At 61.8% G+C, this 11,869-nt stretch carries 11 protein-coding genes; 8 read left to right on the forward strand and 3 right to left on the reverse strand.

Annotation, left to right across the window (positions count from 1 at the left end; translation table 11 throughout):
• The first annotated feature begins 80 nt into the window (after positions 1–80).
• Positions 81–1,787 carry an IlvD/Edd family dehydratase gene (locus tag RSO67_RS27910; RefSeq protein WP_315841502.1) on the forward strand — a complete coding sequence of 569 codons (1,707 nt, stop codon included), beginning with the start codon at positions 81–83 and terminating at the stop codon, positions 1,785–1,787.
• 2 nt (positions 1,788–1,789) lie between these two features.
• Here the strand turns inward: RSO67_RS27910 and RSO67_RS27915 are convergent, their stop codons facing one another.
• Complete coding sequence (locus tag RSO67_RS27915) at positions 1,790–2,701, reverse strand: ribokinase (protein ID WP_315841503.1); 912 nt, start codon at positions 2,699–2,701, stop codon at positions 1,790–1,792.
• A 4-nt stretch (positions 2,702–2,705) separates the two neighbouring features.
• Positions 2,706–3,599 (reverse strand): sugar kinase, encoded by an 894-nt coding sequence (locus RSO67_RS27920; RefSeq protein WP_120291164.1) that lies wholly within the window; start codon positions 3,597–3,599, stop codon positions 2,706–2,708.
• Between the two features lie 204 nt (positions 3,600–3,803).
• Here RSO67_RS27920 and RSO67_RS27925 point away from each other — a divergent pair, with 204 nt between their 5' ends.
• Positions 3,804–4,649 (forward strand): VOC family protein, encoded by an 846-nt coding sequence (locus RSO67_RS27925; RefSeq protein WP_315841504.1) that lies wholly within the window; start codon positions 3,804–3,806, stop codon positions 4,647–4,649.
• 95 nt (positions 4,650–4,744) lie between these two features.
• On the opposite strand, the gene RSO67_RS27930 is transcribed toward RSO67_RS27925, so the two are convergent.
• The gene (locus tag RSO67_RS27930) at positions 4,745–5,506 is read right to left on the reverse strand and encodes a sulfite exporter TauE/SafE family protein (RefSeq protein ID WP_315841505.1); all 762 of its coding nucleotides are present in this window, start codon (positions 5,504–5,506) and stop codon (positions 4,745–4,747) included.
• 231 nt (positions 5,507–5,737) lie between these two features.
• Here RSO67_RS27930 and RSO67_RS27935 point away from each other — a divergent pair, with 231 nt between their 5' ends.
• The 6 genes from RSO67_RS27935 to RSO67_RS27960 all read left to right on the forward strand — a co-directional run bounded on the left by RSO67_RS27935 (position 5,738) and on the right by RSO67_RS27960 (position 11,869).
• Positions 5,738–6,397 (forward strand): TetR/AcrR family transcriptional regulator, encoded by a 660-nt coding sequence (locus RSO67_RS27935; RefSeq protein WP_315844380.1) that lies wholly within the window; start codon positions 5,738–5,740, stop codon positions 6,395–6,397.
• 194 nt (positions 6,398–6,591) lie between these two features.
• Entirely contained in the window at positions 6,592–7,323 is a 732-nt protein-coding gene (locus tag RSO67_RS27940) for an ABC transporter permease (RefSeq protein WP_410001921.1), read from the forward strand.
• A 73-nt stretch (positions 7,324–7,396) separates the two neighbouring features.
• Positions 7,397–8,389, forward strand: a complete 993-nt coding sequence (locus tag RSO67_RS27945) for an ABC transporter substrate-binding protein (RefSeq protein ID WP_315841507.1) — start codon at positions 7,397–7,399, stop codon at positions 8,387–8,389.
• 50 nt (positions 8,390–8,439) lie between these two features.
• The gene (locus RSO67_RS27950) at positions 8,440–9,291 is read left to right on the forward strand and encodes an ABC transporter ATP-binding protein (RefSeq protein ID WP_315841508.1); all 852 of its coding nucleotides are present in this window, start codon (positions 8,440–8,442) and stop codon (positions 9,289–9,291) included.
• Positions 9,292–9,302: 11 nt separating this feature from the next.
• A complete protein-coding gene (locus RSO67_RS27955; RefSeq protein WP_315844381.1) occupies positions 9,303–10,715 on the forward strand; it encodes a hypothetical protein in 1,413 nt (470 codons plus the stop codon).
• Positions 10,716–10,717: 2 nt separating this feature from the next.
• Positions 10,718–11,869 (forward strand): Gfo/Idh/MocA family oxidoreductase, encoded by a 1,152-nt coding sequence (locus RSO67_RS27960; protein WP_315841509.1) that lies wholly within the window; start codon positions 10,718–10,720, stop codon positions 11,867–11,869.

The following is an 11,869-nucleotide window of genomic DNA, read 5'->3' on the forward strand; positions in this document are numbered from 1 at the left end:
CCAGTCCGTCGCGCACATTGACAAGAATTTTGGCGGCTTCATAAGAAGCATTCAAAACAAGCTTGGAATGGGAACGCGACATGGCCGACGGATTGCGCAAGGGGCTGACCAGTTATGGCGATGCGGGCTTCTCGCTGTTCCTGCGCAAGGCCTTCATCAAGGCCATGGGCTATTCCGACGATGCGCTGGATCGGCCCATCGTGGGGATCACCAACACCCATAGCGATTACAATCCCTGCCACGGCAATTCGCCCCAGATCATCGAGGCCGTGAAGCGCGGCGTGATGCTCGCCGGCGCGCTGCCGATGGTGTTTCCGACCATCTCGATCGGCGAAAGCTTCGCCCATCCGACCTCGATGTATCTGCGCAACCTGATGGCGATGGATACCGAGGAGATGATCAAGGCGCAGCCAATGGATGCGGTGGTTGTGATCGGTGGTTGCGACAAGACTCTGCCGGCGCAGATCATGGCGGCGCTCTCAGTGGATCTGCCGACCGTGGTGATCCCGGTCGGTCCAATGGTGGTCGGCCATCACAAGGGCGAGGTGCTCGGCGCCTGCACCGATTGCCGCCGCATGTGGGGCAAGTTCCGCGCCGGCGAGATCGACCAGCAGGAAATCGACGACGTCAACGCGCGCCTCGCGCCATCGGTTGGCACCTGCATGGTGATGGGCACGGCGTCGACCATGGCCTGCATTACCGAGGCGATGGGCCTGTCGCTGCCGATGAGCGCGACGATCCCCGCGCCGCATGCGGAGCGCTTTCGTTCGGCCGAAGCCAGCGGCAAGGTTGCCGCAACGCTCGCGAAGAACAAGGGGCCGAAGCCGAGCGAATTTCTGACGCCGGGTTCGTTCCGCAATGCGCAGGTGGTGCTGCAAGCGATCGGCGGCTCGACCAATGGCCTCATTCATCTCACCGCGATGGCCAACCGTACGCCGAACCGGATCGATCTCGCTGCTTTCGACGAGCTTGGCCGCGATGTGCCGGTGCTGGTTGATCTGAAGCCGTCGGGCGATCACTATATGGAGCACTTCCATCATGCCGGCGGCGTGCCCAAGCTGATGCAGCAGCTCGGCGATCTCATCGACCTCGATGCAAAATCTGTCACCGGCGAGACGCTGCGCGAGATCGTTGCCAATGCCGAAGAGGTGCCGGGCCAGGACGTGATCCGCTCGAAGGACAATCCGATCAAGCGCGAAGGCGGGCTGGCGATCCTGCACGGTAATCTGGCGCCGCGCAGCGCCGTCATCAAGCATTCCGCCGCGTCGCCGAAGCTGATGCAGCACACCGGCCGTGCCGTGGTGTTCGAGTCCGTTGAGGACATGACCAACCGCGTCGACGATCCCGATCTCGACGTCAATGCCGATGACGTGCTGGTGCTGCGCAACGCCGGCCCGAAGGGCGCGCCGGGTATGCCGGAGGCGGGCTATCTGCCGATCCCGATGAAGCTCGCCCGATCAGGCGTGAAGGACATGGTCCGCATCTCCGACGCGCGCATGAGCGGCACGGCCTTCGGCACCATTGTGCTGCACATCACGCCGGAAAGCGCCGTAGGCGGTCCGCTGGCGCTTGTGAAGAACGGCGACATGATCCGTCTGGATGTGGCGAAACGGTCGATCGATCTGTTGGTCGACGATGCCGAGCTCGCGAAGCGCCAGGCCGCGTTGCCACCAGCGACTACGCCCGATTGGGCCAAGCGCGGCTATGCGCATCTGTTCCACACCACGATCCTGCAGGCCGATGACGGCTGCGATTTCGACTTCATGACGGCGAAGGGGAAGGGCTGACGCTATTCGAGCGCGTCGGACACTTCTTGCGCCGTCGGCATCGACGGGCCGGCGCCCATCCGCTGCACGCAAAGCGAGGCGGCGACATTGGCATAGCCAATGGCACTCTGCAGGGAATGCCCATCCGCAAGCTGTGCGGCAACAGCGCCCACGAAACAGTCGCCGGCACCGGTAGTGTCAATCGCCTTCACCGGGCGGGCGGCTTCGAGATGAATCTCTCCATCCACGAGCGCGATCACGCCACGCCCTCCCAGCGTGATGCAGATGTTCGGCCGATGATCAGTCTGTACTGTCGAAGCGGCATCGACAAATCGCGCATCGGGATCTGTTTCATGCAGCTCGACACCTACGAGCAGGCCGAGCTCGCTTTCATTGAGGATCAAGATATCGACCAGAGCCATGAGCTCACGGTCAATCGGTATCGCCGGTGCCGGATTGAGGATCGTTATCGCGCCGGCCGCGCGAGCCCGTGTGAAGAAAGCTCTGATGGCCGGCAGCGGAATCTCGAATTGGCTGACGGCAACGTCGCCCCGCCGGAGTGCGGGCGCGGCGACTTCGGCCGCACTCACCAGCGCATTGGCGCCGGGAACGACAATGATTGTGTTGTCGGCATTCGCGACGGTGATGATCGCCGTTCCAGTGCCAACGCCAGCGACCTCACGCACGTGAGCGAGATCGACGCCTTGCATGGCCAGAAATGCCCTGGTGTCACGCCCGAAGGCATCCGCACCGGTACAGCCGATCAGCATGGTCGCTGCACCAAGTTTCGCCGCAGCAACCGCCTGATTGGCGCCCTTGCCGCCGGGAAAATACAACACCTCGCGGCCTGTCACGGTTTCGCCGATCGCCGGATGGCGGTCGGCGGTCGCGACTACATCCATATTGATGCTGCCGGCGACGACAATCCGGCCCATGTGGTCACACCTGTGCCCGATATTCCTCACGCACTGCCGCGATGTCAGCCAATGTCGGCAGGCCCGCTTCATTGCCCAGGCGTTGGATCTTGAAGGTCGATGCGGCCCGCGCGAATTTGAAATGTTCGGCCCAGCTATGGCCGGGATTGGCCAGATACGAATAGACGTAAGCGCCGTGGAAGACATCGCCGGCGCCATTGGTATCGATCACCTTCTCGCGCGGGATCGGCAGCGCGGGCAGTGTGTGCACGGTGCCGGCCTCGTCATACCAGAGCAGGCCTTTCTCGCCGAGCGTGACGCCGCCGACGCGGCAGCCACGGCTCTTGAGATAATCGAGCATCTTCTCCGGCGTCAGGTCCATCTGCTCGCACAGACGTTCGGCAACGATGGCGACGTCGATGAATTCCAGCAACTCATGGGTGTTGGTGCGCAATCCGCCGCCGTCGAGTGAGGTGAGGATGCCGGCCTCGCGGCATAGTTTCGCATAGTGGATTGCGGCATCGGGCTGATGGCCGTCGATATGCAGCGCGCGGCAGGCGCCGAGATTGAGCAGCGGGAAGGGATGAATGTGTTCGTCGTCACGGCAGCGGACGATGGCACGCTTGCCGTCTTTCGGCATGATGAAGGACAGCGACGAACTCGCCACTTTGCGCGGATGAACCTCGATGGCGTATTTCGCCGACATGTCCATGAACATGCGGCCAAGCCAGTCATTGGCGACGGTGGCGATCAGATCGGGCACGATGCCCAGCTTGGCGCAGCAGAAGGCGGCGGTGACCGCATTGCCGCCGAATGACACGGCATAGTCGGAGGCGACATGCTTCTCGTCGCCGGTCGGCATATGGTCGGTGATGAACGTGACGTCGATATAGGTCTGTCCGATAAAGAGTGCCTTCATGAATCCGTCCGTCTCGCCTGAGGGATGGCTGCACCCGTCCGGAGACGGCGCATCAGTCAGCTTAACAGCGCCTGCGACGAGGTCACCACCGAAATTGTGCGATGCCGCAGGATGCCGCAGCCGGGCGAAGTCGGTTTTCAGCATTGCGGCTCGAAAACTGGCATAGTTCGATCACAACAACGCCACGAAGACGGGAGGGATGCGATGATCACCGGGCTGGATCACGTCGTCATTTTGCTGGAGGACCTGGAGGTGGGGATCGCCACCTATCAGACCCTGTTCGCCCGCGCGCCCGCCTGGCGCAGCACCAGCGACGGTGCGGCCATGGCGATCTTCACGGTGGCCAATATGTCGGTCGAGCTGATGGCGCCTGTCGGTCACGGCCCGGCCGCCGATCGCATCAGGGCCGTGCTGCCGGAGCAGGGCGCGACGCTGGCCAGCATCTGTTTCCGGACTGGCGATATCGCGAAGATGCATCGCCGGCTCGATCGCCTGGCGCTGAAGCCTGATCCCATTGCCGAGGTCGAGAGCAGGGATACCGAGACCGGCGCCACACTCTCCTGGAAGCGTACCCGCGCGGCGACGGACGCGACGCGCGGCGTCCGTCAATTCTTTCTCGAACTGTCCGACGAGCGCCCGGTGTCGCCTCCGGTGGGCGATACGCCTTTCCTTGGCCTCGACCATATCGTTGTCGCCACGCAGGATCCGGAGCGCGCCGCGGCGCTCTATGGCGCGCGACTGGGCCTCGACATGGCGCTGGATCGCTCCAATCCGGAGTGGGGCCATCTGATGTTCTTCCGCTGCGGCGATCTGATCGTCGAGGTCGTGCACCGCCCCGACGACAAGGCCGACAAGAATCGCGACAAGCTCTGGGGCATGACCTGGCGCGTTGCCGACGTCGATGCCGCCCGCGAGCGTTTGCTCGCCGCGCATGTCAACGTGTCGGAGGTGCGTAGTGGCCGCAAGCCGGGCACCCGTGTTGTCAGCCTCCGCGATGGCACCTGCGGAATCCCGACGCTGCTGATCGAGCGGACGGGGAAGGATGTGTAGAGGTGTAGGATGGGTAGAGCGTCTTCGCGAAACCCATCATTTACGCATGAAAGCGATGGGTTTCGCTGCGCTCTACCCATCCTACGTATTGCCACCTACCGCCACAACATCGAACAACCCTGCCATAGCAGCACCAGCGAGATCACGAGCAGCAGCGCATAAGCGATGTTGTAGAACAGGTTGGTGGGCGTGTGTTTCACCAGCCAGATGCCCATGAAGTTCGCGATGATGGCCATCGGCAGCAGTGCCAGCGATGTCGCGAAATTGCCGGCGTGGAATTGGCCGAGCGCGAAGTAGGGCACGATCTTCAGCGCATTGACCACGGCGAAGAAGATCGTCGTGGTGCCGACCAGCACCAGTTTCGGCAGCCGCTGCGGCAGCACATAGACCTGGAATGGCGGGCCGCCGGCCTGGGTCATGAAGGATGTGAAGCCAGATACCGCGCCCCAGAACACGCCGCCGGCCGGACCCATGCGGGTCGGTTCGATCCGGGCGCGCTTGCGCCAGACATCGATCACGAAGATGAGGCCGATCAGACCGACGGTGATACGCACGGCATTGTCGGAAATATAGGAGGCGAGCAGCCACGCCAGCGTCATGCCGGCGACCGCGCCCGGCAACATGATCTTCAGATTCGATCCGTCCCATTCGCGGCGATAGACATAGATCGAGATCAGGTCCTGCGTGATCAGCACCGGCAGCAGCAAGGCGGCCGCTTCCAGCGGTGGCAGATACAGCGCCAGCAGCGGCGTGGCGGCAATGCCGACGCCGGAGAAGCCGCCTTTGGAGAGGCCAAGGAAAATCACTGCCGGAATGGCGACGGCATAGAAGAACGGGTCTGTGATGATGGCAGGCACAAGCAGGTCCGGTTGGGGCAGGGCAGTGATAGCGACGGCACCCGCAAAAGGCGATGCCCGTTTGCGCATATGGCCCGGAACATGCTTTGTTCTCAAGCGGGCAAACGCATGCTACACGCGATAGACGTGCGGCTGTTGCGTCATTCCGCTGAGCGACGGGATCCGGGTTTGGCAAAAACAACTAAAAAAGCGCCGAAGAAAGCATTGAAGTGGCAGCGTGACCCGGAAGGGATGCGTCTGCGCATTCTCGAGGCTGCCAAGAAGGAATTCGCGAGCAAGGGCCTCGCCGGTGCGCGCGTCGATCGCATTGCTGCACAGGCCGGCGCCAACAAACGCATGCTCTACTATCACGTCGGCAACAAGGATGCGCTCTATCTTGCGGTACTCGAAGGTGCCTATGAGCAGATACGCGCCGAAGAACGCACGCTCGATCTCGAACATCTCGATCCGCCCGAGGCCATCGAGAGCCTGATCGCCTTCACCTGGAACTACTTTATCCGCAACCCGGAATTCCTCGCGCTGCTCAACACCGAGAATCTGGAGCGCGCAAAGCACATCAAGCGCTCCACCAAGGTGAAGTCGATGCATTCGCCATTCGTGGAGATGATCCGCACGGTGGTTCTGCGCGGGGTGGCAACGGGCGATTTCAAGGTCGCGATGGATCCTGTGCAGCTCTACATTTCCATCGCTGCGTTGAGCTTTTTCTATATCGGCAACAACGCCACGCTCAGTGTGATCTTCGGCAGGGATCTCCTCGCGAAAGAGGCGAGGGACGAGCGGCTGGCCCATATGGTGGCGCTCGTCCTGGCGGCGCTCACCGGCCGATCCGTGGCCGAATTTCAGCTCCCGCCGGCGACGGTTGTCCACACGCCGGCCCGCCAAAGCGCCTGAAATCATTGTGTAATTTTTGCTAGTTAAGCGCCCAATTGACAACGGCGAAGCCATGCGCTGTATTTATCCAACGAGTTAAATGCGACCGCAAAGCCGGCATCTGGGAGACGAGACGCGTGAGTGAGAAGAAAGCACCCGGCAGTGTATCGAAGCTGCTGAACGCCTCATGGCTGCGCCCATTCCTGTTGCTGGTGATGATCGTTCTCGGCTGGGATCTGGCGATCCGTATCTTCAACATTCCCGCCTATCAGATCCCTGCGCCCGGCGACGTCGTGAAGGTGCTCTACACCGACTGGCCCGAACTGCTTGCGCAGTCAGGGCCGACGACCTACGCCACGCTGCTCGGCTTCCTCGCGTCCGCGGTGTTCGGCATTCCCATCGCTATGCTGATCGCCGGCTCCAGGACCGTCGAGAGTTATGTCTATCCACTGCTGGTGTTCTCCCAGTCGATCCCGAAAGTCGCTATCGCACCCTTGTTCGTGGTGTGGTTCGGCTTCGGTATCGTGCCAAAGATCATCGCCGCCTTCCTGCTCGGCTTTTTCCCGGTCGTCGTGTCGGCAGTGCAGGGCTTCAAGTCGGTCGATCCCGACATGGTCGATCTCGCCCGCGCGATGAAGGGCAGCCGCTTGCGCGTATTTTGCGCGGTGAACCTGCCGCACGCGCTGCCGGCGATCTTCTCCGGTCTCAAGGTGTCCGTCACGCTCGCCGTTGTCGGCGCTGTGGTCGGTGAATTCGTCGGCTCCAATTCCGGCATCGGTTATGTGCTGCAGCGCTCGATCGGCACCTTCGATCTGCCGACGATGTTTGCGGCTCTCGTGATCCTCGCGCTGCTCGGCGTCATTCTGTTCTGGCTGGTCGATCGTATCGAACGCTTTGCGATTCCCTGGCACGTCAGCCAGCGCGCGGATGTCTTCATCGGGTCCTGATCGGGACCTGCAATTCCAAACAAGCGGTCCGGCGAAACGGGCCGCGATCACCTGCTTCAATGGGAGGCTAAAAATGCTGAAATGGGTTACTGCTGTTTCGACTGCTGCGATCACGCTCTCGCTCGCACTCGCCACGCCGGCGGCTGCCGCCGACAAGGTGACGCTGATGCTCAACTGGTATGTCTATGGTGAGCATTCGCCGTTCTATTACGGCAAGGCCAAGGGCATCTATGAAGCCGAAGGCATCGATCTCGACATTCAGGAAGGCCGCGGTTCCGCTGCCACCGTGCAGGCTGTTGCTGCCAAGAGCGTGAATTTCGGCTATGTCGACGTTCCCACCATGATGCGCGCAGCTGTGAAGGGCGCCCCGGTGATCGCCACCGGCGTGCTGCTGCAGACCTCGGCCATGTCGGTGATGGGCTTCGTCGACAAGAACATCAAGAAGCCGGACGATATCAAGGGCAAGACCGTGGCGATCACGCCGGCGGATTCCATGACCCAGATCTGGCCGCTGTTCCTCAAGAAGGCCGGCCTCAAGGAATCCGATTTCAAGACCGTCGCCGGCGACGGACAGACCAAGCTCAACGCCGTTATCAACGGCCAGGCTGACCTGCTGCTCGGCTACGTCATGGACCAGTCCATGAAGATCAAGGATGCCACCGGCAAGGATGTGTATCCGATCAAGTTCGCCGATTACGGCATTCATCTGGTGTCGTCGGGCATCATCACCAATACCGACTATGCCAAGGCCAATCCGGATCTCGTGAAGCGATTCATGTCGGCCACCACCAAGGCCGTCGAAGCTGCGTCGAAGGAGCCGAAGGCTGCCGCGCAGGCGATCCTCGATGCCAACCCGAAGGGCGGCAAGATCGAGACCCTGACCCAGGGCTTCGAGCTCACCATCCCGCTTTACACGACGCCGGAAACCAAGGGTAAGCGCCCGTTCCAGGTCACCGATCAGAACATGAAGGAATCGGTAGAACTGATGGTCGAGTACGGCGGTCTGGAAGCCAAGGCCAAGGACAATCCGAAGGCTTTCTACACCAACGAATATCTGCCGAAGTAACCGGCCCGGCTATCTCGACAAAACTGACGAAACCAACAGGACTAGCCTTAATGACTGCAGCGATGAGGACCATGAGCGTCGATCAACCGAGTGTGCATCTTCGCGTCGTATCTGAGCAGTCCACACCATCGAAGGCGTCGGGGATCAATCTCTCCGGCGTCTCCAAGACCTATGGGACCGGCGACGGCCAGGTGCAGTCGCTGCGTCCCCTGGATTTCCACATCAATGACGGCGAGTTCTTCGTCGTGGTCGGCCCGTCCGGCTGCGGCAAGTCCACGCTGCTCAAACTGATCTCGGGTCTTCTTGCGCCGACATCAGGCGAAATCCACGTCGACGGCAAGAAAGTCACCGAGCCCCATGGCGATGTCGGCATCGTGTTCCAGAACGCGCTGCTGCTGCCGTGGCGGAACATCATCAACAACGTGTTGATGCCCATCGACATGAAGAACCTGCCGCGCGCCCAGTATATGGACCGCGCCAAGGAACTGCTGAAGATGGTGGGCCTCGAGGGTTTCGAGAAGAAGCTGCCGTGGCAGCTGTCCGGCGGTATGCAACAGCGCGCTTCGATCTGCCGCGCGCTGGTGCACGATCCCAAGATCATGATGATGGACGAGCCGTTCGGCGCGCTCGACGCCATGACGCGCGAGAAGATGAATGTCGAGCTGTCGCGTATTCAGCGCACCACCGGCAAGACAATTCTCCTTATCACCCATTCGATTCCGGAAGCGGTGTTCCTTGCCGACAAGGTGCTGGTCATGACCGAGCGCCCTGGCGGCATCGCTGCGATCTACGACGTGCCGCTCGGCCGCGAGCGCACGCTCGATGCGATGTCGAACCCGATCTTCACCGATCTGGTCGCGCGCATCCGCAAGCATTTCATGACCAACAGCACGCTGGACTAAGGCCCATGTCCATGTCGACACGGATCGCCTTGCGAGACATTACGCTGTTCGAGCGCCACGTGGCGTTCGTGCGGCCGTTTCGCTTTGGCGCTGTGACGGTCAATGCAGCGCCGCAGGCTTTCGTGCGGGTCGAGCTTGAGGTCGAGGGCAGGGGCGTGTTCGTCGGCGCATCCGCCGAGCTGATGGTGCCGAAGTGGTTCGACAAGCGGCCGCATCTCGCTATCGATGACACCGTGAATGAGCTCCGGCAGTCGCTGGCAATCGCGAAAGAGCTCTATCGCGCGCAGTCCGGCTTCATCTCCGCCTTCGGCCTGCATGCCGCCTGTATTGGCGAGCAGATGACGGCCTGCGCTGATGCGGATATTCCACCGCTGGCTGCAAGCTTCGGTCCGGCGGAAATCGACAAGGCTGTGCTCGACGCACTGCTGCGTGGCTTGGGCACGGATTTCTTCACGGGCATGAAGGCCAACGTCACCGGTCTTACCGCGCGTCTTGCTCCCGATCTCGGCGCCGACGACATCGCGACGTTCCTGGCCAGCCGTCACCGGCTTGAGCGCGTCGCGCTGCGCCACACCGTCGGCCTTGATGACACCATCGAAGGCGAGGGCGGTGTCGCCGACCCCCGTGAGAATAGCGGTGCGCGCTACTTCAAGCTCAAGATGAACGGCAATCCGGAAGCGGATGCAGCACGGCTGACGCGCATTGGTCAGGCGCTAAAGACGCTGCCTTATGACTACCAGGTCTCGCTCGACGCCAATGAGCAATATGCCGATCTCAACGCGCTCGGCGCGCTGGTCGATCGCCTCGACAATGACAGCGCACTGGCGCCGATTGCATCCAAGTTACTTTACATCGAACAGCCGATGCCGCGTGACATCACGCGGGAGTCACCGCTCGGCAATTTGTCGTCGCGCAATTTCATCATCGACGAAGCCGACGACAATTGGGACGCATTCCCCGCCGCCAAGGTGCTGGGCTATCGGGGCATTTCCTCGAAATCCTGCAAGGGCTTCTACAAGTCGATTGCGAATGCGACCCGTGCTGCCGCGTGGAGCGCGCAGGGCGTCGGGCACTTCATCACCGGTGAGGATCTCACCTGCCAGGCCGGCCTCGGCGTGCAGCAGGATCTGGCGCTTGGCGCGCTGATCGGCGTCACCCATGCCGAGCGCAACGGCCATCATTACGTCGATGGCTTCGGTACCGCGCCGGAAGGCGAGGCCGAAGCGTTCCTCAAAGCCCATCCCGATCTCTACAGCCGCGACGGCGATATCGTCCGGTTGCAGATCCACAACGGCGATCTCCTCACGGGATCACTGACCTCTGCCGGATTTGCATCCGGCGCACATCCGGACTGGTCGGCGCTGGCGCCACTCCAGCTCGCTTCATCCGATCATTCTCAAACTAAAGTTCTCCAGGAGTCCTGACTATGGCTGTCCACCGCCTCGGCATCATCATGAACGGCATCACCGGCCGTATGGGTCTCAACCAGCATCTCGTGCGCTCGATCGTTGCGATCCGTGCGCAGGGCGGCGTGACCCTGAAGAACGGCGATCGCATGATGCCGGATCCGATCCTGGTCGGCCGCAATGCCGAGAAGATCGAAGGCCTCGCCAAGAAGTACGGCATCGAGCGCTGGACCACCGATCTCGACAAGGCCTTCGCCGACAAGAACGACACCATCTTCTTCGATGCGGCGACCACGCAGGCACGCCCGGGTCTGCTCAACCGCGCCATCGAGGCCGGCAAGCATATCTATTGCGAGAAGCCGATCGCGACCAATCTCGAAGCCGCGCTCGACGTCATCAAGAAGGCGAACGCCAGGGGTCTCAAGCACGGCACCGTGCAGGACAAGCTATTCCTGCCCGGTCTGAAGAAGCTGGCGATGCTGCGCGACAGCGGTTTCTTCGGCAAGATGCTCTCGGTGCGCGGCGAGTTTGGCTACTGGGTATTCGAAGGCGACTGGCAGGAAGCCCAGCGCCCGTCTTGGAACTACCGCGCCGAAGATGGCGGCGGCATGATCCTCGACATGGTCTGCCACTGGCGGTACGTGCTCGACAACCTGTTCGGCGAAGTCGAGAGCCTCACTTGCCTTGGCACCACTGACATCCCGGCGCGCTGGGACGAGCAGGGCAAGAAGTACACGGCGACCGCCGACGACTCGGCTTATGCGACCTTCAAGCTGAAGGGCGGCGTCATCGCGCATATGAACATGTCCTGGGCCACGCGCGTCTATCGCGATGACCTCGTGACTTTCCAGGTCGACGGCACCCACGGTTCAGCCGTTGCCGGTCTCACCGAATGCATGATCCAGGCCCGTCAGGCGACGCCGCGCCCGATCTGGAATCCCGACGAGAAGCGCACCCACGACTTCTATGCCGACTGGCAGAAGGTTCCGGACAACGCCGTCTACGACAACGGCTTCAAGGAGCAGTGGGAAATGTTCATCCGTCACGTCTGTGAGGATGCGCCCTACAAGTACACGCTGCTCGAAGGCGCCAAGGGCGTGCAGCTCGTCGAATGCGCGCTGGAAAGCTGGAAGGAGCGCCGCTGGATCGACGTTCCCGCACTCAAGGTCTGA

Origin of the sequence: Tardiphaga sp. 709, from assembly GCF_032401055.1 — a bacterium.
GTDB lineage: Bacteria > Pseudomonadota > Alphaproteobacteria > Rhizobiales > Xanthobacteraceae > Tardiphaga.

What these genes read in the sequence shown, in the direction of transcription:
- RSO67_RS27910 (WP_315841502.1), top strand. Translation starts at nt 81, where the DNA reads ATGGCCGACGGATTGCGCAAGGGGCTGACCAGTTATGGCGATGCGGGC.
- RSO67_RS27915 (WP_315841503.1), bottom strand. Translation starts at nt 2,701, where the DNA reads ATGGGCCGGATTGTCGTCGCCGGCAGCATCAATATGGATGTAGTCGCG.
- RSO67_RS27920 (WP_120291164.1), bottom strand. Translation starts at nt 3,599, where the DNA reads ATGAAGGCACTCTTTATCGGACAGACCTATATCGACGTCACGTTCATC.
- RSO67_RS27925 (WP_315841504.1), top strand. Translation starts at nt 3,804, where the DNA reads ATGATCACCGGGCTGGATCACGTCGTCATTTTGCTGGAGGACCTGGAG.
- RSO67_RS27935 (WP_315844380.1), top strand. Translation starts at nt 5,738, where the DNA reads ATGCGTCTGCGCATTCTCGAGGCTGCCAAGAAGGAATTCGCGAGCAAG.
- RSO67_RS27940 (WP_410001921.1), top strand. Translation starts at nt 6,592, where the DNA reads ATGATCGTTCTCGGCTGGGATCTGGCGATCCGTATCTTCAACATTCCC.
- RSO67_RS27945 (WP_315841507.1), top strand. Translation starts at nt 7,397, where the DNA reads ATGCTGAAATGGGTTACTGCTGTTTCGACTGCTGCGATCACGCTCTCG.
- RSO67_RS27950 (WP_315841508.1), top strand. Translation starts at nt 8,440, where the DNA reads ATGACTGCAGCGATGAGGACCATGAGCGTCGATCAACCGAGTGTGCAT.
- RSO67_RS27955 (WP_315844381.1), top strand. Translation starts at nt 9,303, where the DNA reads ATGTCGACACGGATCGCCTTGCGAGACATTACGCTGTTCGAGCGCCAC.
- RSO67_RS27960 (WP_315841509.1), top strand. Translation starts at nt 10,718, where the DNA reads ATGGCTGTCCACCGCCTCGGCATCATCATGAACGGCATCACCGGCCGT.